Origin of the sequence: Flavobacterium sp. (assembly GCF_040382755.1) — a bacterium.
In the GTDB taxonomy this organism is placed as follows: domain Bacteria; phylum Bacteroidota; class Bacteroidia; order Flavobacteriales; family Flavobacteriaceae; genus Flavobacterium.
The window spans coordinates 1-24,046 of record NZ_JBEIET010000016.1 but is presented as its reverse complement, the minus strand read 5'-3'; the positions used below and the strand labels follow the sequence as shown (position 1 = coordinate 24,046).

Sequence of the window (24,046 nt, the reverse complement as noted above, 5' to 3'; positions counted from 1 at the left end):
AAGATGAACCCAACTATATCAATTGTAAGCCCTGTTTATAGGTCAGATAAAATAGTAGAAAAATTAGTTTTGGGACTAAAAAACACGCTTAAAAAAATGGGTGTTTCTTATGAAATTATTTTAGTTGACGACAGAAGCAAGGATAATTCTTGGGAGGTTATGAAAAAAATAGCTCAGGAACACATTGAAGTAAAATGCATTCGCTTAAGCAGAAATTTTGGTCAACACCCTACTATTATGGCCGGATTAAGTCATGCAAAAGGAGAATGGATAGTGGTAATGGATTGTGATTTACAGGATCAACCAAAAGAAATAAGTAAGTTGTTTGAAAAGGCGCTTGAAGGTTTTGAAGTAGTCCAAGCCAGAAGAACCGTTAGAGAGGATGGCTATGTTAAAAAAATGTCTTCTAAGCTGTTTTCTAAAATATACGGTTTTTTTACGGATACGGTTTATGATAATGAAATTGCAAATTTTGGTATTTATCATAAAAAAGCCATTCAATCTGTTTTGCAGCTGGGTGATAGCATTAAATTTTTCCCGCTTTTTATTAATTATGTTGGCTATAACGCTACATCAATAGCTGTGGAACATGCGCAAAGAGAAGAAGGAAATTCAACCTACAGTTTTTCAAAATTAATTAGCTTAGCCTTTAATACTATAATTTCGTTTTCAAACAAACCCTTAAAATTATTTGTCAAATTTGGGATGTTAATTTCTGCACTTTCTTTTAGCATAGGTTTGTATTATTTATACCAAGCCATGAATAATGAAATTGCCGTATTAGGGTATACATCAATTATAGTTTCTATTTGGTTTTTATCAGGTATTATAATTACGACTATTGGTGTAACAGGAATTTACATTGGAAAAATATTTGATCAAACAAAAAACAGACCCGTATATATTATTGATGAAATTGTATGCTTAAAAAACTAGAATGGGATTCGGCTTTTTTTAATTTAAATGTTGGAGAATTAACCCTCGATTCTTTTTCAACACCTATAGACGTGTCTGGTTTTGATTTACTATATGTACTTTCAAAAGAGGGAACAAAATGTAATATACCGAGTTTTACAAAATTTTTTTCAGAGGAAAAAGTTAAATATAGCAAGGAATTACAGCAGCTTGAAGCCCCTAGCTCGGCTATTTGTTCTATTTTTGATTGTTCATATACCATCGAAGATCTTTACAAATTAGCCTATGAGAGCGGCAAACAAAGCCGGTTTTTATTGGATACAAAATTTACCGAAGCAAAATTTAAAGAATTATATCGTCTATGGATTGATAACTCTTTAAACAAACAATTTGCAGACGACATTTTGGTTTACAGAGAAAACAATCTTATTTTAGGAATGGTTACGTACAAAGCGTCTGAAGAAAACGCAACGGTAGGTCTAATTGCCGTGAGCCCTAATGTTCAAGGAAAAGGAATAGGTAGAAAACTACTTTGCACATTAGAAAGTGTTTTGGTTGAAAAAAAATGTAAAAATTTGATAATTCCAACCCAAACCAGTAATATTCAGGCTTGTAATTTTTATACTAAACAAGGTTACGAAATTATAGAACAAACTACAATTACTCATTATTGGAAAAATTAACTCATGAACAAGGTAGTTACTAAAACAGCACAACATAAATGGTTGATATTAATTATGATATTAGCCGCAGTGCTTCGCGTATATAATTTAGATTTTCAGTCTATGTGGTTAGACGAATTGTTCACCATGGCGGTTACCAATCCCGATTTAACATGGAGTCAATTTCATAAAGAAATTGTTACTAGAGAAAGCTTCCCTTTTTTATATTTTATAATTGTAAAAGGGTTTTATTTCCTGTTTGGTTATTCAAGTCTTGTTGCCCGAATGGTTTCTGTACTTGCTGGAATTTTTGGCGTTTATGCGGCTTATTTGCTAGGCAAAAAAATTCATACCAAACAAGTAGGTTTGATTGCCTCTTTATTTGTTGCAGTTAGTAACTACCACATTTATATTTCTCAAGATGCAAGGGCGTATTCTCTTTATTTTTTATTTGTCTGTTTGTCATTTTACACGCTGCTTATTTACATCAAAAGGCCAACTTGGAAACACGTTTTATTATATGCCTTAACGACAGGTTTTTTAGTAAATTTTAATTTTTTTGCTCCTATAAATGTTGTTTCACAAGGCTTAATTTTGTTGTGTTTATTGTTTCTTTTACCAAAAAACAAAAGGATTGCCTTTATACAAAAAGGAGCTGTAGCGGCCTTTATAATTTTCGGAGCTTTTATTGTAAATTACCAAAAATTAAAAGTATTATTAAACTATAAGAAGTTTTGGACACCAGCACCACAAGACGATTCGTTGGCTAAAATTTTCAAGAACTTTTTTGGAAATTCAGAAATACTTCTCGCGTTGATTACTCCTTTTATTGTGTATTATTTATTTTTAATTTTTAAGAATAAAGAGCCAAGAAAATGGACCTACAACAAAGTGATAAAGAACAAATTATTTTTTGGTTTCTTGGTTTTATTTACTTGGTTTTTTGTCTTATTTTCTTATTTAGCAGTAAAGTCATACGGACCTATATCTTACTTATTAACACGATATTTTGTGAGTGTATTGCCTGTTATATTTATATGTGTAGCCATAGCTATAGCTTCAATAAAAGGGACTGTAGGAAAAGGAATAGCTGTGTTTGTGATGGTATTTTTTATGATGGCCCATCTTTTTGTTGTTAAAAAACAATATACGACCATTACGCATGCACAATACAGAGATGCTGCAACTTTTGTTAAAACAAACAATACACAAAACGCACCTACCTATAGCAACCAAGAATATTGGTATAAATTTTATTTTAGACCCGACCAAACAAAAATTAAATTAAAAGATTTATCTTTAAACAACATTTATTTACAGCTAAAAAAGTATCCAAGTAAGATGACTTCTTTTTGGTATATTGATGCTTTTAAACGGTTTGATTCTGTAAACAAACCAACTTCAGAATTTTTAAATAAACATTTCGTAATTAAAAAGCAATATAAAGGCTACCGTGCATGGGCAACGTATTATGAATTAAAAAAACAAAGCAGATGATACCATTTAATAAGCCCTATTTAACAGGAAACGAAACAAGCTATATAGAAGACGCTGTAAAATCAGGAAAAATTTCAGGAAATGGCAAATACACAAAGCTGTGTCAGTCTTTTTTTGAAGATCGTTACCAAATTAAAAAAGCCCTGTTAACTACTTCATGTACGGATGCGTTAGAAATGGCTGCTATTTTAATTGATTTGAAAGAAGGAGACGAAGTAATTATGCCGTCTTATACATTTGTCTCTACCGCAAATGCGTTTGTGTTAAGAGGCGCAAAAATCATCTTTGCAGATAGCTTACCGAATCATCCAAATATGGATACTTCTAAATTAGAAGCATTAATTACCCAAAAAACAAAAGCCATTGTTCCTGTGCATTATGCAGGAGTTGCTTGTGATATGGATGAAATTATGCAACTAGCCACTAAATATAATTTATACGTGATTGAAGATGCTGCTCAAGCTATAGATAATTATTATATTTCTAAAAAAGGTGAAAAAAAAGCACTGGGAAGCATAGGTCATTTAGCTGCTTTTTCTTTTCATGAAACAAAAAACATTATTTCAGGAGAAGGAGGTTTATTAGCCATAAATGACGAACAATTTATTAACAGAGCAGAAATTATTTGGGAAAAGGGGACTAATCGTTCTGCTTTTTTTAGAGGAGAAGTAGACAAATATGGTTGGGTTGATGTAGGAAGTTCTTTTTTACCTTCTGAAATTATTGCCGCTTTTTTATGGGCGCAATTAGAAAACTTAGACAACATACAGGCCCGAAGAAAAGAAATTTGGAACACCTATTACAACACATTACAAAGTTGGGCTTCAAAAAACGAAATAGCATTGCCTTGGCTGCCTGAATACGCCACAAATAATGCACACATGTTTTATTTGGTTTGTAAAGATTTAAACCAACGTACGGCACTTATTGAGCAATTGAAAACACATAATATTATGGCTGTTTTTCACTACATAAGCTTACACACAAGCCCTTTTTATAACGGAAAACATGATGGTAGAGAGTTAGCAAATACAGACCGCTTTTCAGATTGCTTAGTACGATTACCTTTGTTTTATGAGTTAGATGAGAAAAAAGTGGTAGAGAATTTAATTTTAGATTAATGAAAAAGTTGCATTAAACCATATGAAAATAATAGTCACAGGAGGAGCAGGATTTGTTGGCTCAACACTTTGTTTACAATTAAAAAATAAATATCCAGAATACGAGATAGTAGCTTTTGATAATTTAAGAAGACGTGGTTCAGAATTGAATTTGGTTGATTTTCAAAAGAATGGTATTGCATTTATTCATGGAGACATTAGAAACAATGAAGATTTACAAACGTTAGGTGATTTTGATGTTTTAATTGAAGCTTCTGCAGAACCTTCTGTAACAGCTGGTTTAGATTCTGAACCAACCTATGTTATTAATAATAATTTATTTGGTTCAATCAATTGTTTTAATGCTTGTATAAAAAATGATGCAAAATTAATTTTTCTATCGACAAGTCGAGTATACCCAATTGAAACTATTGAAAACGCACTTTTTAATGAAGATGCAACAAAGTTTTTATTTAAAGACAATCAAGAAATAAAAGGAATTTCTTCAAAAGGAATTTCTGAAGAATTATCCCTTGAAGGCGCACGTTCTTTTTATGGAACTACTAAATTGAGTTCAGAATTATTTATACATGAATACGCCGCATTTTACGGATTAAAAGCAGCAGTTACCAGATTTGGAGTTATTGCTGGCCCAAGACAAATGGGCAAAACAGACCAAGGCGTTGTTACGTTGTGGATGGCAAAACATTATTGGAAACAATCGTTAAAATATATTGGATACGGCGGCAAAGGCAAACAAGTTAGAGATTTACTCCACGTGGATGATTTAGTAGAATTAATTGACTTTCAAATTCATAATATTGAAAAATTTCAGGGCAAAGTTTATAACGTAGGTGGCGGATTACAAAACAGTGCTTCTTTACAAGAAATGACAGCAATTTGTGAAAAAATCACAGGAAATAAAATTCAAATTGACGAAGTTGCAGAAACCAGACCTGCAGATTTAAGAATTTTTATAACGGATAACACAAAAATTGAAACTGAAATTGGCTGGAAACCAAAAAAATCAGTGGAGACGATTTTTAAAGATATTTATCTTTGGATTCAAGAAAATGAAAAACAGTTAGAATCAATTTTGAAATAAGATGAAAGAAATAGCAGCAAAAGTATTTTCAAAGCAAAACATAATGTATTTAAATATATGTATTTCTTTGTTTTGTGCTTATTTACTTTTCCCAAATTATTTCGAATTAAACATTTATCCAATACAATCATCACAGTATAATTGGATGTCACTTGATCCATCTTGGACGGTTACGTTAAATTATTTAAAAATGAAAGGTTTAGTTTGGGGAAATGACATTGCTTTTACATATGGCCCTTTAGGTCAACTTTGTACAAGAGTTGGATGGGGAGAAAGTAAGTTTTTATTCTTATTTTTTGATTTGTTCATGTTTGTAAATTGGTTTTTGGTTTTTTACTTATCGTTAAAACAAACTAAAAATTTATTTATTACATTGTTTTTGGTTGTTTCAATTACTTTAATTTTTCCAGATTGGATTGGTATAGCAAATTCATTTGTGCTATTACTTTTTTATATGTTTTGGTTAAGAGAAAATATAGAAAACAACTCGAAAATTAGCTATGTTTTTTTAATTTCTATTTCCGTTTTAATGGTTTTTATTAAATTAAATACAGGATTAATAGCATTGCCATTATTTTATTGTGTTCTAATTTATAACAGATTTCTTAAAAAAATTCCGAATAAATTATTTTTAGGTTTATTTTTTATTCCATTCATATTGATATATATTTTAACAATATTACTTAATGTTTCATTTTTTAAATATGTGTTTTCAGCTTTAGAAATTGTTTCCGGATACAATGAAATTATGTATTTAGATAATCAAATAGAAAACAGTTTAAATTATGTAAAAGTAATTTCATGTATAACACTATTTGCATTTATTATAAGTCTGTACCTAAACAAGAAACTAAAAATTATTGAAAAATTATTTCTTTTTGGAACTTCTGTTTTAAGTTTTTATTTAATGTACAAACAAGCATTTGTTAGAGCAGATGTAAATCATATCAAGGAATTCTTTCTTTATTATACATTATTTGTTTTTGTTTTTTCTGATTTTCACACTTCAGTAAAAAATTATTTAATAAATGGCTTAACTGTTTTTAATGTTTTAATTGTTTTTTATTTTTTGAATAATAACCAATCTAAAACAATAGTCTTTAAAGAAAAACTATTAAAAAACGATTATTTTATAGGGTTTAATAACTTTAATTCAACTTCTGGGTTACACCTTGAAGAAAATTATTTAAAACTTCCAGATTCATTTCTTAGAAAAATTGGTAATGAAACTGTTGATGTGTATCCATGGAACACTCAGATGCTTTTGGAAAACAAGTTAAATTATAAGCCAAGACCAGTTTTTCAAAGTTATACTACTTACACAAAAGAATTAGAAAATTTAAATTTTAATCATTATAATTCACCTAATGCGCCACAATATGTTATTTATGAATTTGAAGCGATAGACAACAGGTATCCTTTGTTTGATGAATCTAAATTAAATTTAGCTTTGAAGCTTAATTATGAGTTAATAGATAAAGGAATAATTGATAATAAGAAAATCTTATTATTAAAAAAGAAATCAGATTTTAAGCAGATTAAACTTGAAAAAGTAAAAGAATATGCGATGTATAATAATTCTCCATTAATTCCTCAAAAAGATATATATTATGAAATTGAACTATATAATAATATATTTGGAAAATATTATTCTCTTGTGAAAAATAGCCCAGAAATAAAATTAGAAATACAAATAGATAAAGGGAAAAAATTAGATTACAAAACGTCCAAAAAGCTATTAGAATCTGGTATATTTTCAACTTTCTACATTAGAAACACGGATGAATTCGAAATTTTTATGAAAAATATTGATTCAGATTCTATTCAAAAAGTTAAATATTATAGTTTCAGATTGTTAAATGACAAAATGTTTAAAGAAAAAATAAAAATAACCGAATATAAAATACTGCAATAATGAATATTTGTATTATCACCGGTTCTTCTGGTTTAATTGGAAGCGAATCTGTAAGTTTTTTTGCAGAAAAATTTGACAAAGTTATTGGAATAGACAATAACATGAGAGCCAAATTTTTTGGCGAAGACGCTTCTACGGAATGGAATACCAAAAGATTAATTGATACGATTCCAAATTTTGAACATCATCATGCAGATATTCGAAATATTGAGGAGTTAGAAAACATATTTTCAAAATATAATTCTGATATTAAATTGGTGGTTCATACTGCTGCACAACCCAGTCACGATTGGGCCGCAAATGAACCAATTACCGATTTTACCGTAAATGCAAACGGAACATTGAATTTGTTAGAAATGACCAGATTGCATTGCGAAAAAGCAGTTTTCATTTTTACGTCCACTAATAAAGTATATGGCGACACACCAAATTATTTACCTTTAATTGAGTTAAACAAACGTTGGGAAATTGATGAAAATCACCCTTATTTTAAAGAAGGAATTGATGAAAACATGAGTATCGATCATACGAAACATTCCTTATTTGGCGCTTCAAAAGTAGCCGCGGATGTTATGGTTCAAGAATATGGTAAATATTTTGGAATGAATACGGGGGTTTTCAGAGGTGGCTGTTTAACAGGCCCAAATCATTCAGGAACACAGTTACATGGTTTTCTTTCTTATTTAATGAAATGTGCTATTACAGGAGATAAATATACCGTTTTTGGATACAAAGGCAAACAAGTTAGAGATAACATTCACAGCTGGGATTTAGTAAATATGTTTTGGCAATTTTATCAAAATCCACAACAGGGTGAAGTCTATAATGCAGGAGGCGGAAGACATTCTAACTGCTCTATGGCAGAAGCCATTGAAATGTGTGAAAAAATTACAGGAAAACCAATGAATTATGAATATTCTGAAACCAACAGAATTGGAGATCACATTTGGTGGGTAAGCGATGTAAGTAAATTCAAATCACATTATCCAGGATGGAATTGGAAGTATGATATTAATGATATTTTAACTCAGATATACGAAAATATGTCTAAAAGAAATCATTAGTCTATGAAACTAAGTATTGTAATACCTGCATACAATGAAGAAGAATCGATTTCTGAAACTATAGAACAAATTGAAGAGGCCTTTTCAAAAGTAACTATTGAGCATGAAATTTTTATAGTGAATGACAATTCAAAAGATGAAACATTAAAGGTTTTAGAAAAATTAGCACTAAAATATCCTGCAGTTAAATACGAAACCAATTTTGGGCCTAATGGCTTTGGATATGCTGTGCGTTTTGGTTTAGAGCGGTATTCTGGAGATTGCGTTGCGATTATGATGGCTGATTTGTCGGATTCTCCAAATGATTTAATTCGATATTATAACACAATGGTAGATGGAAATTATGATTGTGTTTTTGGAAGTAGATTTATAAAGGGAGGAAAAGTTATTGATTATCCTTTGGTTAAAAAAATTATAAATAGAATTGCTAATTTGATAATAAGAATTGTCATGCAAATTAATTATAACGACACGACAAACGCATTTAAATTATATAAAAGGGAAGTGATTGACGGAGTAAAGCCAATATTATCTCCTCATTTTAATTTAACAATCGAATTACCATTAAAAGCTATAATACGAGGTTTTTCATATACGATAGTCCCAAATTCATGGACCAATAGAAAATATGGGGTTTCTAAACTTAAAATAAAAGAAATGGGGAGCCGTTATTTTTTTATTTTAGTATATTGTTTCGTAGAAAAATACTTTTCAAGAGGAGATTTTAAAAGAAAAAACAATAATTAAAGAAAAAACGCGTTGTATAAAGATAACATTTTTAAATTTGCTAAAAAACAATTAACATGAAAACAAAATTTATAGCTATTTTACTATTTATTACTACAATATTTGGTTGTAAAGATGAAAAATCTGTTGATAATTTAGAGATAGTAAAACCAGATGTAATTGACAATTCTTTTAAAGTAACATTAGATGTAATTGTTAAAGAAAATGACGACTTCAGTCTTTTTTATACAGAAGATGGTTCTACAGATTTCACAAAAATTGAACCAATTTGGATCAGCGTGAAAGGATCAGAGTCTTCTCAAAAAGTTATATATTCATTACCAGAAGATGTTATCCCAACACAATTAAGATTAGATTTCGGGATTAATAAAAACCAGAAAGATATCGTTTTAAATAGTGTTTCTATGAATTATAAAGGCAAAACAAAAACAATAGGGTGCCCAAATTTAGTGTCGTTTTTTAGAGCCGATGATTCAAAATGTACTTTTGATCATGTAACGGGTAAAATTGTTGCAAAAATAGTAGATGGTAAAAGACAATACCCTTCATTATATCCTCATGAAACGGTATTACAACCAGAAATTGAAAAATTAATAAAACAATAGTTTACATTTTAAAAATTAGTACTACTATTCTGAAATATAAAGAGTAGCCGTACTAATTAACAAAACACTTATTTATGCGTAGAATTAAAATATTGTTTTTTTGGATTTTTATAAATAAAAACAATATTAGTTTTTATGAATTAATTAAGTTTCTATTTAAGCCAAAAGTAAATATAATTGCAAGAAAATTCATTCAAAAAATCACTAAGAATGAGGATTTTGAAGTTACTTTTAATAATATAGATAAAAAATTATTTTGGCCTTCTAAATTTCCCATATCAAGGCTAAATCAAGTGGTTGCAGAATCATTTGACTCCGAAGATTGGCATTATTATCAAAAAAAACATACTGAAATTAATACCGACGAAATTATTTTAGATATTGGCACCGCAGAAGGATTATTACCCATTTCTGTGATTGATAAATGTCAACATATTTATATGATTGAACCAAGTAAATTGTTTTGTAACTGTTTGCATAAAACGTTTCTTAATTTTAAAGAAAAAACAACTATTTTTAATGTAGCTGTTGGAAATAGTGATGGGACAATTAATTTTGATGAAAATTCTTTAGAAGGAATGATATCTAATGAAAATAAAGCAACTACTCAAGAAATAGCCATCAATAAAATAGACACTCTTTTCAACAAAAATCAACCAATTACATATTTGAAAGCAGATATCGAAGGTTTTGAATTAGATATGTTAAAAGGCGCCGAAAAAACAATTAAAAACAATAAACCAAAAATAGCCATAACTACATATCACACTCAAAACAATCCTAAAGAAATAATTGAGTTAATTAAAAGTTTTGTTCCTGAATACAATTATTATGTTAAAGGGATTTATGAACAAACACCTAAACCAGTATTAATTCATTTTTGGATTTAATAGCATGATTAAAGACAAGCTCACATCACTCATTTTAGATAAAAAAAAAATTAACTTTTTTATTTATGGATTTGGACAAATTTTTAACCTACTAAGTCCACTTGTAGTGGCGCCAAAAATTATTTTAATTTGTGATGAAGCTGGACTTGGAAAAGTAGGTTTAGCATTTGCCTTTTGCTTATTTTTGATGCTAATTGTAGATTATTCTTTTGACATAAAGGCCACTAAAGAAGTTTCTGAAAACAGAAATAATTTAATAAAATTACAAGAGATTTTAAACACAACCATATTTACAAAGTTAACTCTGTTTGTATTTACACTACTAATTTCACTTGGGATTATTTTTACTTTCGACTTTTTTAATCATGAAAGAGATTTGTTTTTATTTGCCTTAACTATTGTTTTTGCTCAAGTTTTTAATCCTGTTTGGTTCCTTCAAGGAATAGAAAATTTCAAGCTAGTTAGTTTTTTAAACATATTTTCAAAAACCATTTATGTTATTCTGGTTTTTTATCTAATAAACCAGAAAGATGATTATATTTTTGTAAATTTTTTCCTTGGAATTAGTTCTTTTATATTTAATTTTTTTGGACTACTACTCATCAAGAGAAAATATAATTTTCAAATTATTTTGCCAAATTATTTAGTGGTTAGGAAAATTATTCAAAATGACTTTTCATTTTGTGTTTCACAATTATTTTTATCTGTCAGACAATTATCGCCACTAGTATTAACAAGTTTTTTCTTAGGTTTTTCAAGTGCTGGTCAATATAAAATAATTGAACAAATCATTAGTCTGTGTAGAACCTTTTTACAAGTTTTTTTAAAGTTTTTTTATCCAAGCGCTTGTTTGAAATATATAAAAAACCCTCAAATAGGCTTGCGTTATTGGAAAAAATATAGTTTGATTTCTACTTTAATTATAATTATATTTTTACTAGTTGTTTTTATTTTTTCAGACCAAGTACTTCATTTTTTCCAATTATCAGACGTGGCAATTTCACAACTAAGCACAATATTTAAAATATCACTATTTGTATCGCTATTAATGTCTATTTCTTTACCTTTAGAACAGTTAATGTTTATAAAGGAAAAACACACCAAATACATTAAAACAACTATACTTGTTACTGTAGTTAATGTAATTATTATAGTATTTTTTGTAAATCAATTTCAATTAAAAGCTATTATTCTTTCTCTAATCTTAGCTGAATTATTATTTATACTATTTTATTATATCTTTACAAAGTCAACAGAAAATAAAAAACTAATAAAATAAGTAATACTTATTTCATAATATGAAAATTGATAAAGATTTTATAAGTAAAATTTTATTTTTAATATGTATCGTTGTTTCATTAATCCCAAATTATGAATTAACGTTTTCGGTATGGTTTTTAACATTTTTAGTAACGATAAATAAAAACTATTCTATAACCATTTTTAAGTATGTTGCCACATTTTCTGCAATCTTAATTATTGCCTTTTTTTCTTCCTTATTTTATCAGCCGAAACTTTTCCTTTTTATTAGAGATTTTACATACATGATAAAGCCTATAATTGGATTATTATTGGGATATCAAATTTTTAAAAATGATAAAACCTTACGCTTAAATTATTTTATTTATGTTGGTTTAATTATAGCGATTATCCACATTGGAACTATTTTTATTGCTTTTCTACAAGTAAAAAGTTTAAATCTTAATTTATTAAGAGAAAAAGGAGGCTATTTCAGTGATTATGAAATTTATGTTATTATACTGCTAATTTTTCATAAAGAGTTAAACATTACGATTTCTAAAAAACGCATCAACTATATTTTGATAGTTGTGGTTTTATCGAGCATGCTTTATGCGGCTCGAACAAATATGATTCAGTTTGTTATTTTATTTTTAGCAATGAAAGGCTATTTTAAATTGACAAGAAAAGCCCTTACTGTTTTATTTTCACTTTTTAGTTTAACGATCATTTCATATTCTGCAATAGTTTATTATAATCCAGAGCGAGCAGGTAAAGGATTAGATGCTTTTCTTTATAAAATTAAAATTGCCCCACAAGAAGCATTTAAAACCAAAATAAACAAAAATGATTGGAAAGATTTTAATGATAATTACAGATCGTTTGAAAATATAATAACTGTTCAGCAAGTTTCTAAAGAAGGACCATTCGCAATTTTATTTGGCGAAGGGCTAGGATCTCGCTTAAACTTAGGAAGAAAAGTATTTACAAATGATGGTGAGTTTGTTCAATTTATACCATATGTTCACAACGGATTTATGACTGTTTTCTTGAAATCTGGAATTTTTGGATTGGTTTTTTTAATACTATTTTTAGTTTTACTTTTTAAACAAACCAAAACAAACGATCCTAAACTGCTATACATTAATTATTTATTAATTGGAACAAGCGTATTTTTAATTGTTTCTAATTGGGTTTTTTTAGGATTATATTTGAAACTGGACAATAAAGCTATAATAATAGGTTTTTTAATTGCATTGAAAGAAACAATTATAAAACAATCTAATTCAAATTTGATTGAAAAATAATCACTCAAATAAAACGAAAGTGTTAGTGGATTGCCATGTTTTTGACGGAAAAGGACAAGGCACTACAACTTATTTAAAAGGTATTTATTCAGAATTAGTTCAGGATGAAAATATTTTGTTTTATTTAATTTCATTTAATCCTGATATTTTAAAAAGTATTTTTGGCCATAGAGAAAATGTCATTTATTTAAAATACCCTTCTAAAAATAAATTTAAAAGACTCTTATTCGATATTCCTTCAATAATAAAGAAACACGACATTGATTTTGCGCACTTTCAATATATTGCACCACCCATAAAAACATGTAAATATATAGTTACAATTCATGACGTACTGTTTTTAGATTATCCAAAATTCTTCCCATTAGCGTATCGAATAAAAAATAAAATTTTGTTTTATTTAAGTGCTAAGAAAGCGGATTATGTTTTAACGGTTTCAGATTATTCCAAAGAAAGAATAAAGTATCATTTTAATATACAAGACGTTCAAGTTTCACCAAACGCAGTTGATAGTGCCTATTTTGAAACGTACAATAAAAAAGAAATACAAAAAATTGTCTTTGAAAAATATAGTATTAAAAATTATTTTTTATTTGTAAGCAGAAGAGAACCTAGAAAAAATCATTTAAATTTACTTAAATCATTTGTAATTAATGGCTATTTTAAAAAGTATCAATTGGTTTTTATTGGAACAAAAGACATTCAAGACCCAGCATTTGAAAAATATTTTTATGATTTATCAACTGAAATAAAAGCCACAGTGGTTTTTTTAGAAAAAGTAACATTTGAAGAACTGATTTACTTAACCAGGGCAGCTTCTATTTCAGTATATCCCTCTTATGCAGAAGGCTTCGGAATACCGCCATTAGAATCAATCGCTGCTAACATTCCTACAATCTGTTCAAATAAAACAGCTATGTCAGAATTTGATTTTTTAAAATATTATTTGTTTGATCCTAACTCAATTGACGATATAAGTCTTAAAATAGATTTTGCATTATCACGTTTTTCAGTAGAAGAAGAGATTAGAGCACAAGTAAAATCGAAATATTCTTGGATAATTTCAGCAAAAGTTTTAAGTAATATTTTCAAAAACAATTAGAATATTTTTTAAAAACACTATTTTTGCCATAATTACCTTTATATGAAAATAGGAATATTAGGAACCCGTGGTATACCCAATAATTATGGAGGATTTGAGCAATTTGCAGAATTCTTTTCAATATATGCCGCACAAGCGGGTCATTCGGTTTTTGTATATACGCCTCACAATCATGCTTTTCAAGAAACGGTGTTTCAAAATGTACATTTAATTAAATGTTACGATCCAGAACACAAAATCGGTACTGCAGGCCAATTTATTTATGATTTAAATTGTATTCTTGATTCTCGAAAAAGAAATTTTGATATTATTTTACAATTAGGCTACACAAGTAGCGCTTTTTGGTATGACTTACACCCAAAAAACAGCATTGTAATAACCAATATGGATGGTTTAGAATGGAAACGAAGCAAATACAGTAAACCCATTCAAAAACTTTTAAAGATTGCTGAAAAAAGGGCTGCAAGAAAAAGCGATTATTTAATTTCAGATTCCATAGGTATTCAAGAGTATCTTTTAAAAACACATAACAAGCAGAGTGAGTACATTGCTTATGGTGCAAATAATTTTAACACAGCAAACGAAAATATATTAGAAAAATATCAGGTTGAAAAATATCATTTCAACATGATAATGGCACGTTTTGAACCTGAAAATAATTTAGAAATGGTTTTGCAAGGTGTTATAGATAGCAAATGTGAACATCAAATTTTAGTCATTGGAAATCACAATACAAAATACGGCGACTACCTAAAAACTAAATTTGAAACTTGTAAAAAAATAAAGTTTTTAGGCGCAATTTACAACCTAAATCATTTAGATAATTTAAGATATTTTTCAAACTTATATTTTCACGGGCACACGGTTGGCGGCACAAATCCTTCTTTATTAGAAGCAATGGGCTCCCAAGCTTTAATAGCCGCTCATAACAATGATTTTAATAAAGGTGTTTTAGCAAATAACGCCTATTTTTTTATTTCTGCAGATGAAGTAAAAAAAATAATTGATTCCATAAAAAAAATTGATAACTTGCAATTTGTTAAAAACAATTATGCCGCTATTGCCGAAAAATTTAATTGGAATAAAATAAATGAAGAATACTTACAGTTTTTTAACAAATGCTTGGCAGGAAATACTTCAAGATCAAAAGCTAAATAAGTCATTTTTACCTTTTTTGTTACTTCTTATTTCTTTACCAACACTTTTGGTAATTAATTCTATTAGCACGGCAATTTTTATATTTTCTGTTTTATTTTTTAATAGAATAAACAAAATTACATTTCAAAGCGCGTTTATATTTCCAATACTATTATTTATTTGGATGGCGTGTTCATATTTTTGGTCAATTGATAAAGCAGCTACAACTCCGGCAATTTTTAAAGAAATTACATTATTTTTTATTCCGGTTTCGTTTTTAATTATGAAGCCGTTCAATAAAAATCAAGTTTATAAATTGCTAAAATATTATAGCTATGCTATGGTGTTTTATGCTGGTTTTTTTCTCTTAAGAGCATTAATTAGATATATTATTACTGCAGATCAAAGAGTATTTTTCTATCATGGAGATTATGATGATGATTATGGATTAGTTCCAAAATTATTAAACGCCATACATGTATCCGTATACATGGCTGTAGCCTTTTTTTACTTCTTGAATAAAGAAATCAAAAACAAAATAGATATTATATGTGCTTCTATTCTTTTTGGATTTATTTTTTTACTGTCTTCTAAAAATATAATTATTGTGTTTGTGTTTCTAGTTGGACTACATTTTTTTTATTTTTCAAAATCATCAAACAAAATGCGATTGAGAAATTTAATTATTTTTATAGCAATTATTGTATCGGTATTCAGTTTTAGTAAAATAAAAAACAGATTTTTAGTTGAATTTCAATCCAACACAAAAAACAGCGTAAGCCATAACGTATATAATGAGGCAGATGAAGGGGTTAACTACGTAAGTATCTACGAAGCGTGGAACAATGAGAAATTTTCACCTGGAGATTATTTTCCCGGCACTGCTTTTAGGGTGTATCAATTTCGAATGTTTGTGGAGATTTTTAGTGAAGAACCTCTTTTCTGGAAAGGCTTAGGCCTTAATGCTTCTCAAGAAAAACTTAAAGAAAAGGAAATTAAATACAATCTTTATCCAGGATATGGATCATTTAATTTTCACAATCAATATGTTCAAAATTTTGCCGAACTTGGGTTTATAGGCTTTTTAATATTAATTGCAATATTAATCATAAACATTAAAACCGCTATGAAACATAAAAATTTTATACATATTTCTTTTGCAGTTCTAATGATAAGCTTATTTTTGACAGAGTCATTTTTATGGAGACAAAAAGGGGTGTTGTTTTTTATATCATTATATTGTTTGTTTCACATTAGAGAAGATAAAAACATCTTAAAAATCTAAAAATTTAATGAAAAGAATATTAATTACAGGAGCTGCAGGATTTTTAGGTTCTCATTTATGCGATCGCTTTTTAGCAGAAGGCTATTTTGTAATGGGAATGGATAATTTAATTACAGGCGATTTAAAAAATATTGAGCACTTATTTAAAGAGAAAAATTTTGAGTTTTATCATCATGATATTACTAAATTTGTTCATGTTCCGGGTGATTTAGATTATATACTTCATTTTGCTTCGCCTGCAAGCCCTATTGATTATTTAAAAATACCCATTCAAACTTTAAAAGTAGGTTCTTTAGGAACACATAATTTATTAGGTTTAGCAAGGGTCAAGAATGCAAGAATTCTTATTGCCTCTACTTCTGAGGTCTATGGCGACCCCTTGGTGCATCCTCAAACAGAAGAGTATTATGGGAACGTAAACACAATCGGGCCTCGTGGCGTTTATGATGAAGCCAAACGTTTTCAAGAATCTATTACAATGGCATATCATACTTTTCATGGAGTAGAAACCAGAATCGTTCGTATTTTTAACACATACGGACCAAGAATGCGATTAAATGACGGACGAGTTATTCCTGCATTTATTGGTCAAGCCCTTCGTGGTGAAGATTTAACAATTTTTGGAGATGGAAGCCAAACTAGGTCTTTCTGTTACGTTACAGATCAAGTTGAAGGTATTTATAGATTATTACTTTCTGATTACCATTTGCCAGTAAATATTGGAAATCCGGATGAAATTACTATTTCTGATTTTGCAGAAGAAATAATCAAACTAACAGGAACAAAACAGAAAGTTGTTTATAAGGATTTACCAGTAAATGACCCAATGCAACGACAGCCTGATATTACAAAGGCTAAAGAAATTTTAGGATGGACAGCTAAAGTAAAAAGAGAAGAAGGAATGAAATTAACTTTCGAGTATTTTAAATCGCTTTCTCATGAAGAATTAGCAAAAGAAGAACACAAAGATTTTTCAAAATACATTTATTAGATTGAAGCCAAAAACAGGAAGATATTCAGGATTTATTAGGCCACTAATTACTTTTATAGATTTATTATTAATAAATCTATTAATTTTAGTGTGTCTTCGGTCGGCTATGAGTAATTTTGGTTACCATACAATATTATCATTATCTTGGATAATTATTTCTTATTATTCAGGATATTACGAAGTATACAGGTTTACAAAAGAAATTACAATCTTTGGAAAATTAATAAAGCAATTTATTTTTATAAGTTTAATTACTTTCGCATACGTTGGTTATAAATATAAATATGTAACTCCTAATGAAGTTTGGAGTTATATTATTTCTTGTTTTGTTTCTGTAGGATTTATTAAATTTTCAATATTTTTTCTATTAAAAAAATATCGATTATTATATAGAGGAAACATAAGAAATGTTATTATTTTAGGAAACGGAAAAGACGTAGAAGAATTAAAATTGTTTTTTACAACTAATCCTAATTATGGGTATAATTTAATGAATGTTTTTACTTTAAAAATTAATAAAAAAGATGAGTTAAAAGCATGCTATGAATTTGTTGCAAAAAATAATGTAGATGAAATTTATGGATCTTTAAACACGCTTAATAGTACTGATTTAGACGGTCTAATTCACTTTGCGGATAATAATCTTAAAACTATAAAATTATTACCTGATAGTAAAAACAGAATGTTAAGAAATTTAGCAGTGGAATACTATGGTTATTTACCTATAATCTCTTTAAGAACCATACCTTTAGATAAAGAAATTAACACCAGATTAAAACATTTTTTTGATGTAGTATTTTCGTTGTTTGTAATTTTAACAGTATTATCTTGGTTAACCCCAATATTGGGATTATTAATTAAATTAGAATCAAGAGGGCCTGTTTTTTTTAAACAAAGAAGAAATGGACTGAATTACAAAGAATTTTATTGTTATAAATTTAGATCTATGCGATTAAATTCTGAAGCTGATTTGGAACAAGTTCAAAAAAATGACCCACGAGTTACTAAATTCGGAAAAATATTACGAAAGTTTAGTCTTGATGAATTACCACAGTTTTTTAACGTAATATTAGGCGATATGTCTGTCGTAGGACCAAGACCACACATGGTTAGTCATACAGAAATGTATGCTAAAAGCGTAGATAAGTTTATGGTTCGACATTTTATTAAACCAGGCATTACAGGTTTGGCACAAATAAACGGATGCAGAGGCGAAGTCGAAAACGAAAAAGATATTGTAAACCGGGTAAAGTTTGATATTTTTTATATTGAAAATTGGTCAATTTTATTGGATTTAAGAATTATATATAAAACGGTAATCAATGTCATAAGTGGTGAAGAAAAAGCGTATTAATTTCCTGGTACTTTATCCAAAAAACTTCTTATTAAATCTATCTTATTTTTAATTAAAAGAGACTATTTTTGCACCAATAAAAAACAACACACACAATCATGAATATTTTACTTTTAGGATCTGGCGGAAGAGAACACGCTTTTGCTTGGAAAATGACGCAAAGCGCATTATGTAGTCAACTATTTGTAGCTCCTGGAAATGCAGGAACAGCAAAAATCGCAACAAATATTGCAGTTAATCCAAACGATTTTGAAACAATCAAACAATTTGTTTTGGAAAATACTATAAAAATGGTTGTTGTAGGACCAGAAGATCCATTAGTAAATGGTATTTATGATTTCTTTAAAAACGACACTCAAATTTCACATATTCCAGTAATTGGGCCTTCTAAATTAGGTGCGCAATTAGAAGGAAGTAAAGAATTTGCCAAAGAATTTTTAGTTAAAAACAACATTCCAACGGCTAAGTATGAAAGTTTTACTTCTGAAACAGTTGAAAAAGGATATGCTTTTTTAGAAACATTATCTCCGCCATATGTATTAAAAGCAGATGGTTTAGCTGCTGGAAAAGGTGTTGTAATCCTTAATGACTTACAAGAGGCTAAAAATGAATTAAAAGCCATGCTTGTTGATGCAAAATTTGGTACCGCAAGTGCAAAAGTTGTAATTGAAGAGTTTTTAGACGGAATTGAGTTAAGTTGTTTTGTGTTAACTGACGGAAAAAATTATAAAATTTTACCTACCGCAAAAGATTACAAAAGAATCGGGGAAGGCGACACTGGACTGAACACAGGCGGAATGGGTGCTATTTCTCCAGTTCCGTTTGCAGATGCCGCATTAATGCAAAAAATCGAATCGCAAATTGTAATTCCTACAATTCAGGGTTTAAAAAACGACAATATAGAATATAAAGGTTTTGTGTTTATAGGTTTAATTAAAGTGGGAGACAATCCATTTGTAATTGAGTATAACGTAAGAATGGGTGATCCAGAAACAGAAGTGGTTATCCCAAGAATAAAAAGCGATTTAGTAGCACTTTTTGAAGCAGTAGCATCTGAAAAACTTATTGATTTTAATTTAGATATTGACTCAAAAACAGCCGCTACGATTGTAGTAGTTTCTGGAGGATATCCGGAAGAGTTTGAAAAAGGAAAAGAAATTTTCGGATTAGATACTAAAACTGAATCTTTAATTTTTCATGCAGGAACCAAAGAAGAAAACGGAAAAATTGTATCAAACGGAGGGCGTGTTTTAGCTGTTACCTCATTTGGAGATACTTTTTCAACAGCAACAAAAAAATCTTATCAAACCATAGAAAATCTAAAGTTTGATAAGATGAATTATAGAAAAGACATAGGGTTCGATTTATAATCGAACCAATTCTTTTTATTATTTTGTTAAGAAAGAATGTGCGGTAGTATCTTGTTCGTCAGCACCAGTTTTTTTGAAAATCTGTAACTGTTTTGTCCAATAATAGGTCCAATAACAACAAATACATATAAATATCCAATTGATAATATTTGCACCCCACCAATTTGTTAATTCTAAACTTCTTAAAAAATCCATTGGTACAAAAAGTACTTCAACAAATAAAAATTGTATTGCTTCGAAAAATGCTTTCATTTTTTTATTATTATATTTACACTACAAAAATATAAAATATCTTTATGATTGCAAGTCTTTTTAGTAAAACTCGACCAATTAATTACGCATTTATCTTTATAATGCTGTTTTTTTGCTTTTTTTTGTATCAAATACAAGTTCCAAACGAAAGTTTTAATACAAATACGCTGTTTTCAAAATTTGGCGTTTTATTATTGGTTTTCTTTTCTTTCTTTTTAGTAAACTTTATTTCACTTAAAAATGCACTAACTCAAAATGATAATTATGCTATTCTGCTTTATTTAGTATTTATATTATTATTTCCTTCGGTATTAAACGACAGTAAAATTGTAGTATCAAATGTGTTTTTGTTGTTAGCGTTACGAAGGTTAATTTCTTTAAAAACATTAAGTTCATCAAAAGAAAAAATATTTGACGCTTCTTTTTGGATATTTTTATCCGCTATTTTTCACTTTTGGAGTATTTTGTATATTGTTTTAGTTTTTATTTCTATTGTGTTCCACTCTGGAAAGGATTACAAAAACTGGATATTGCCTTTTGTTTCCTTTTTTTGTGTTTGGATTTTATACATCTCTACAAGTTTAATTTTGTATGATAATTATTCCATAAATAAAGACGTTTTTGAAGTCAGTTTTAATTTTTTCGATTTTAAAAATAGTTATGAAAATATGACTTTAGCTGCATTTGTCTCTATTTCTGTTTTGTTTTTTGCCTCTCAAACTATAGATTATCAAAACAAACCATTAAACATGCAATCGTCGTACAAGCAAATATATTTTGCATTTATTTTATCTATTGGGATTTATGTTTTTTCAGCTAATAAATCAAATGATTTGCTACTTTATTCTTTTGCGCCGTTGTCTATCTTAGGGGCAAATATGTTCGAAAAAATGGAAAATTCTATTTATAAGGAAGTCTCTTTATATTTATTGTTGGGCGTAGGTATGTTTTTCTTTTTTGTTCAATTATAATTTAGTTCCATAGGCCAAATCGCCGGCATCACCTAAACCTGGGACAATATAGTTTTTTTCATTTAATTTTTCATCTAATGAAGCGACCCATAAATGGCAGTTTTTTGGAAGATTTTCTGACACATATTTTATGCCTTCAGGCGCAGCGATAACTACAGCAATATGGATTTCTTTTGGCTGATGCGTGGCTAAAATTTTGTTTAAAACCGCCACTAATGACTGCCCAGTTGCTAACATCGGGTCTACTAAAATTAACGTTTTATCATTTATGTTTGGCAAGGCTTGGTATTCTACTAAAATATCGAAATTTTCATCCGAATTATAATGATTTCTGTAAGCTGAAATAAAACCATTTTCGGCTGCATCAAAATAATTTAAAAACCCTTGATGAAGTGTCAATCCAGCTCTTAAAATGGAACACAATACTACTTCTTCTGCAATTTTTGTAGTGTTTTTAACACCTAACGGAGTAGTAATAGCGATGTCACTATATGTTAGTTTTTTACTAATCTCATACGCCATGATTTCGCCAATACGTTCCATATTTCTTCTGAATCGCATGCTGTCTTTCTGAATGGTTACCTCTCTAAGTTGGCTCAAAAAATGATTTAAAACACTGTTTTCTTCGGAAATATAATGAATGTTCATGTGAGATAATTTGTAATTTATGGTTAAAAGTACAAAAAATCCTTATTTTTGTAAATTAAATTAGAAACTATGTTTGCAGAATTTGCCTTTCCTATTTTTGAACAAGCTATAAGAGAGTATCATATTATCGATGACGTGTATCAGCCGGTATTGAATCCGTACGAAAAAGGTTCAGTTGAACACTTATTATATGCTAAAAACTGGGTAGATACGGTGCAATGGCATTATGAAGATATTGTGCGCGATCCAAACATTGATCCGGTTGCAGCGTTAGATTTAAAACGAAAAATTGATGCCTCTAACCAAGTCAGAACCGATATGGTAGAATATATTGATGGTTATTTTTTACAAAAATACGCACACGTTCTAGTGAAACCAAATGCAAGAATTAATACTGAAAGTCCAGCTTGGGCTATTGATAGATTATCAATTTTAGCTTTGAAAATTTACCACATGAATGAAGAAGCTACTCGCGAAGAAGCCACGGCTGAACACCGAGCAAAATGTCAAGAAAAATTAAATGTATTGTTAGATCAAAAAAACGATATGTTTATTTCCATTAGTCAATTAGTGGAAGATATTGAAAACGGCGATAAATTTATGAAGGTGTACAAACAAATGAAAATGTACAATGACGCTGATTTGAATCCAGTTTTGTATCAAAATAAAAAATAAATGTCTTCACACATTTTAGTTATTCGGCTTTCAGCTATGGGCGATGTTGCTATGACAGTTCCTGTACTGAGAGCTTTTTCTTTGCAATATCCCAACGTAAAAATTACAGTTGTTTCTCGTCCGTTTTTCAAACCTTTTTTCGATGATATTGAAAACATAACTTTTTTTCCAATTGATTTAAAAGTAAGACATAAAGGTTTTTTAGGACTTTTGCGTTTGTTTTCCGATTTACGAAAACTGAATATTGACGCCGTTGCCGATTTACACAACGTGTTACGATCGAAAATTATTAGAACACTTTTTGCTTTGAATGGCAAAAAAGTTGCCGCTACAGATAAAGGCAGACAAGACAAAAAATCTCTTACAAAATTAGCCATTAAAACTATTTCTCCAACAAAAACAATGTTTGAAAGACATTGCGATTTGTTTGAAAAATTAGGATTTCCTTTACATTTAGAATCACCTACATTTCCAGAAAAATCTATTTTATCTGACGAAATAATAAATATTACTGGGACAAAAGAAGAAAATTGGATAGGAATAGCACCTTTTGCTCAATACGAAAGCAAAGTATATCCGTTAGATTTAATGCAACAAGTAATAGATGAATTAGCCAAAAACGCTTCAAATAAAATTTTATTATTTGGAGGTGGAAGCGAAGAAATTAAGAAACTAAATCAGTTAAAAAACAATCACGAAAACGTACTTGTTTTAGCCGGAAAAACTAATTTAAAAGAAGAATTAGCCATAATTTCTAATTTAAATGTAATGTTGTCTATGGATTCTGGAAATGCGCATATTGCCGCTATGTTGGGCGTAAAAGTAATTACACTTTGGGGCGCTACACATCCTTTTGCAGGATTTCAACCATTCCATCAACCAGATGATTTTTGTCTGACTTCAGATAGAAAACAATATCCATTTTTACCTACTTCGGTGTACGGAAATAAAAAAGTAGCAGGCTATGAAAATGCAATGCGAACGATTTTACCTTCACAGGTTATTGAAAAAATAAATTCCAATCTTACCTAAGCAAAATTGGAATTTGGAGTTTACTATTTGGGATTGCAAATATTAAATATCATCAAAATCAATTTTAATTTCAGAGGTTGTTGGCACGGCTTGACAAGCTAAAACCAATCCTTCAGCTACTTCATTATCTGTTAAAATTTGGTTTTTCTTCATCGTAGCGCTTCCTTCTGTCACACGACAAAT

The 24,046-nt window shown here is 28.9% G+C and carries 24 protein-coding genes; 21 read left to right on the top strand and 3 right to left on the bottom strand.

What is annotated here, in order from left to right; all coding sequences use genetic code 11:
- The first annotated feature begins 3 nt into the window (after positions 1-3).
- The 18 genes from ABWO04_RS03145 (at position 4) to purD (ending at position 20,285) form a co-directional block, all read left to right on the top strand.
- Positions 4-936, top strand: a complete 933-nt coding sequence (locus tag ABWO04_RS03145) for a glycosyltransferase family 2 protein (RefSeq protein ID WP_353077233.1) — start codon at positions 4-6, stop codon at positions 934-936.
- Complete coding sequence (locus tag ABWO04_RS03140; RefSeq protein ID WP_353077231.1) at positions 921-1,598, top strand: GNAT family N-acetyltransferase; 678 nt, start codon at positions 921-923, stop codon at positions 1,596-1,598. The genes ABWO04_RS03145 and ABWO04_RS03140 overlap by 16 nt, the downstream gene beginning before the upstream one ends.
- A 3-nt stretch (positions 1,599-1,601) precedes the next feature.
- The gene (locus ABWO04_RS03135; protein WP_353077229.1) at positions 1,602-3,074 is read left to right on the top strand and encodes a glycosyltransferase family 39 protein; all 1,473 of its coding nucleotides are present in this window, start codon (positions 1,602-1,604) and stop codon (positions 3,072-3,074) included.
- Positions 3,071-4,195, top strand: coding sequence for a dTDP-4-amino-4,6-dideoxygalactose transaminase (gene rffA, locus ABWO04_RS03130; protein WP_353077227.1), 1,125 nt, complete (start codon positions 3,071-3,073; stop codon positions 4,193-4,195). Before ABWO04_RS03135 ends, rffA begins: the two co-directional genes overlap by 4 nt.
- Before the next feature lie 22 nt (positions 4,196-4,217).
- Positions 4,218-5,279: an NAD-dependent epimerase/dehydratase family protein gene (locus tag ABWO04_RS03125; protein WP_353077225.1), complete on the top strand. Its 1,062-nt coding sequence runs from the start codon at positions 4,218-4,220 to the stop codon at positions 5,277-5,279.
- Between the two features lies 1 nt (position 5,280).
- Positions 5,281-7,194 carry a hypothetical protein gene (locus ABWO04_RS03120; RefSeq protein ID WP_353077223.1) on the top strand — a complete coding sequence of 638 codons (1,914 nt, stop codon included), beginning with the start codon at positions 5,281-5,283 and terminating at the stop codon, positions 7,192-7,194.
- Positions 7,194-8,258: an NAD-dependent epimerase/dehydratase family protein gene (locus tag ABWO04_RS03115; RefSeq protein ID WP_353077222.1), complete on the top strand. Its 1,065-nt coding sequence runs from the start codon at positions 7,194-7,196 to the stop codon at positions 8,256-8,258. The genes ABWO04_RS03120 and ABWO04_RS03115 overlap by 1 nt, the downstream gene beginning before the upstream one ends.
- 3 nt (positions 8,259-8,261) lie before the next feature.
- Positions 8,262-9,005 carry a glycosyltransferase gene (locus ABWO04_RS03110; protein WP_353077220.1) on the top strand — a complete coding sequence of 248 codons (744 nt, stop codon included), beginning with the start codon at positions 8,262-8,264 and terminating at the stop codon, positions 9,003-9,005.
- A 56-nt stretch (positions 9,006-9,061) separates the two neighbouring features.
- A complete protein-coding gene (locus ABWO04_RS03105; protein ID WP_353077218.1) occupies positions 9,062-9,610 on the top strand; it encodes a hypothetical protein in 549 nt (182 codons plus the stop codon).
- A 74-nt stretch (positions 9,611-9,684) separates the two neighbouring features.
- Positions 9,685-10,500 carry an FkbM family methyltransferase gene (locus tag ABWO04_RS03100; protein ID WP_353077216.1) on the top strand — a complete coding sequence of 272 codons (816 nt, stop codon included), beginning with the start codon at positions 9,685-9,687 and terminating at the stop codon, positions 10,498-10,500.
- A gap of 4 nt (positions 10,501-10,504) precedes the next feature.
- On the top strand, positions 10,505-11,779 hold the full coding sequence (locus ABWO04_RS03095; RefSeq protein WP_353077214.1) for an oligosaccharide flippase family protein: 1,275 nt from the start codon (positions 10,505-10,507) through the stop codon (positions 11,777-11,779).
- Positions 11,780-11,798: 19 nt separating this feature from the next.
- The gene (locus tag ABWO04_RS03090; protein ID WP_353077212.1) at positions 11,799-13,046 is read left to right on the top strand and encodes a hypothetical protein; all 1,248 of its coding nucleotides are present in this window, start codon (positions 11,799-11,801) and stop codon (positions 13,044-13,046) included.
- On the top strand, positions 13,036-14,148 hold the full coding sequence (locus ABWO04_RS03085) for a glycosyltransferase family 4 protein (protein ID WP_353077210.1): 1,113 nt from the start codon (positions 13,036-13,038) through the stop codon (positions 14,146-14,148). Before ABWO04_RS03090 ends, ABWO04_RS03085 begins: the two co-directional genes overlap by 11 nt.
- A 42-nt stretch (positions 14,149-14,190) precedes the next feature.
- Entirely contained in the window at positions 14,191-15,306 is a 1,116-nt protein-coding gene (locus ABWO04_RS03080; RefSeq protein ID WP_353077208.1) for a DUF1972 domain-containing protein, read from the top strand.
- Positions 15,239-16,570: an O-antigen ligase family protein gene (locus ABWO04_RS03075; protein ID WP_353077206.1), complete on the top strand. Its 1,332-nt coding sequence runs from the start codon at positions 15,239-15,241 to the stop codon at positions 16,568-16,570. Before ABWO04_RS03080 ends, ABWO04_RS03075 begins: the two co-directional genes overlap by 68 nt.
- A 7-nt stretch (positions 16,571-16,577) precedes the next feature.
- Positions 16,578-17,561 (top strand): UDP-glucuronic acid decarboxylase family protein, encoded by a 984-nt coding sequence (locus tag ABWO04_RS03070; protein ID WP_353077205.1) that lies wholly within the window; start codon positions 16,578-16,580, stop codon positions 17,559-17,561.
- A gap of 1 nt (position 17,562) precedes the next feature.
- Positions 17,563-18,915 carry an exopolysaccharide biosynthesis polyprenyl glycosylphosphotransferase gene (locus ABWO04_RS03065; protein ID WP_353077203.1) on the top strand — a complete coding sequence of 451 codons (1,353 nt, stop codon included), beginning with the start codon at positions 17,563-17,565 and terminating at the stop codon, positions 18,913-18,915.
- Positions 18,916-19,013: 98 nt separating this feature from the next.
- A complete protein-coding gene (gene purD, locus ABWO04_RS03060) occupies positions 19,014-20,285 on the top strand; it encodes a phosphoribosylamine--glycine ligase (RefSeq protein ID WP_353077201.1) in 1,272 nt (423 codons plus the stop codon).
- 18 nt (positions 20,286-20,303) lie between these two features.
- Here the strand turns inward: purD and ABWO04_RS03055 are convergent, their stop codons facing one another.
- The gene (locus tag ABWO04_RS03055) at positions 20,304-20,537 is read right to left on the bottom strand and encodes a DUF6341 family protein (RefSeq protein ID WP_353077199.1); all 234 of its coding nucleotides are present in this window, start codon (positions 20,535-20,537) and stop codon (positions 20,304-20,306) included.
- Positions 20,538-20,581: 44 nt separating this feature from the next.
- Here ABWO04_RS03055 and ABWO04_RS03050 point away from each other — a divergent pair, with 44 nt between their 5' ends.
- On the top strand, positions 20,582-21,508 hold the full coding sequence (locus ABWO04_RS03050; RefSeq protein WP_353077197.1) for a DUF6427 family protein: 927 nt from the start codon (positions 20,582-20,584) through the stop codon (positions 21,506-21,508).
- Here the strand turns inward: ABWO04_RS03050 and upp are convergent.
- Positions 21,503-22,156 (bottom strand): uracil phosphoribosyltransferase, encoded by a 654-nt coding sequence (gene upp / locus ABWO04_RS03045; protein ID WP_353077195.1) that lies wholly within the window; start codon positions 22,154-22,156, stop codon positions 21,503-21,505. The genes ABWO04_RS03050 and upp overlap by 6 nt on opposite strands.
- Positions 22,157-22,225: 69 nt before the next feature.
- Between upp and ABWO04_RS03040 the strand changes: the two genes are divergently transcribed.
- On the top strand, positions 22,226-22,831 hold the full coding sequence (locus ABWO04_RS03040) for a DUF4254 domain-containing protein (protein ID WP_353077194.1): 606 nt from the start codon (positions 22,226-22,228) through the stop codon (positions 22,829-22,831).
- Complete coding sequence (locus ABWO04_RS03035) at positions 22,832-23,863, top strand: glycosyltransferase family 9 protein (RefSeq protein WP_353077192.1); 1,032 nt, start codon at positions 22,832-22,834, stop codon at positions 23,861-23,863.
- A 42-nt stretch (positions 23,864-23,905) separates the two neighbouring features.
- Here the strand turns inward: ABWO04_RS03035 and ABWO04_RS03030 are convergent.
- A partial coding sequence (locus ABWO04_RS03030) for a 2Fe-2S iron-sulfur cluster-binding protein (RefSeq protein WP_502903961.1) occupies positions 23,906-24,046 on the bottom strand: 141 nt, incomplete at its 5' end.

Coding starts and splice junctions, on each gene's coding strand:
- ABWO04_RS03145 (WP_353077233.1), top strand. CDS start 4: ATGAACCCAACTATATCAATTGTAAGCCCTGTTTATAGGTCAGATAAA.
- ABWO04_RS03140 (WP_353077231.1), top strand. CDS start 921: ATGCTTAAAAAACTAGAATGGGATTCGGCTTTTTTTAATTTAAATGTT.
- ABWO04_RS03135 (WP_353077229.1), top strand. CDS start 1,602: ATGAACAAGGTAGTTACTAAAACAGCACAACATAAATGGTTGATATTA.
- rffA (WP_353077227.1), top strand. CDS start 3,071: ATGATACCATTTAATAAGCCCTATTTAACAGGAAACGAAACAAGCTAT.
- ABWO04_RS03125 (WP_353077225.1), top strand. CDS start 4,218: ATGAAAATAATAGTCACAGGAGGAGCAGGATTTGTTGGCTCAACACTT.
- ABWO04_RS03120 (WP_353077223.1), top strand. CDS start 5,281: ATGAAAGAAATAGCAGCAAAAGTATTTTCAAAGCAAAACATAATGTAT.
- ABWO04_RS03115 (WP_353077222.1), top strand. CDS start 7,194: ATGAATATTTGTATTATCACCGGTTCTTCTGGTTTAATTGGAAGCGAA.
- ABWO04_RS03110 (WP_353077220.1), top strand. CDS start 8,262: ATGAAACTAAGTATTGTAATACCTGCATACAATGAAGAAGAATCGATT.
- ABWO04_RS03105 (WP_353077218.1), top strand. CDS start 9,062: ATGAAAACAAAATTTATAGCTATTTTACTATTTATTACTACAATATTT.
- ABWO04_RS03100 (WP_353077216.1), top strand. CDS start 9,685: ATGCGTAGAATTAAAATATTGTTTTTTTGGATTTTTATAAATAAAAAC.
- ABWO04_RS03095 (WP_353077214.1), top strand. CDS start 10,505: ATGATTAAAGACAAGCTCACATCACTCATTTTAGATAAAAAAAAAATT.
- ABWO04_RS03090 (WP_353077212.1), top strand. CDS start 11,799: ATGAAAATTGATAAAGATTTTATAAGTAAAATTTTATTTTTAATATGT.
- ABWO04_RS03080 (WP_353077208.1), top strand. CDS start 14,191: ATGAAAATAGGAATATTAGGAACCCGTGGTATACCCAATAATTATGGA.
- ABWO04_RS03075 (WP_353077206.1), top strand. CDS start 15,239: ATGAAGAATACTTACAGTTTTTTAACAAATGCTTGGCAGGAAATACTT.
- ABWO04_RS03070 (WP_353077205.1), top strand. CDS start 16,578: ATGAAAAGAATATTAATTACAGGAGCTGCAGGATTTTTAGGTTCTCAT.
- purD (WP_353077201.1), top strand. CDS start 19,014: ATGAATATTTTACTTTTAGGATCTGGCGGAAGAGAACACGCTTTTGCT.
- ABWO04_RS03055 (WP_353077199.1), bottom strand. CDS start 20,537: ATGAAAGCATTTTTCGAAGCAATACAATTTTTATTTGTTGAAGTACTT.
- ABWO04_RS03050 (WP_353077197.1), top strand. CDS start 20,582: ATGATTGCAAGTCTTTTTAGTAAAACTCGACCAATTAATTACGCATTT.
- upp (WP_353077195.1), bottom strand. CDS start 22,156: ATGAACATTCATTATATTTCCGAAGAAAACAGTGTTTTAAATCATTTT.
- ABWO04_RS03040 (WP_353077194.1), top strand. CDS start 22,226: ATGTTTGCAGAATTTGCCTTTCCTATTTTTGAACAAGCTATAAGAGAG.
- ABWO04_RS03035 (WP_353077192.1), top strand. CDS start 22,832: ATGTCTTCACACATTTTAGTTATTCGGCTTTCAGCTATGGGCGATGTT.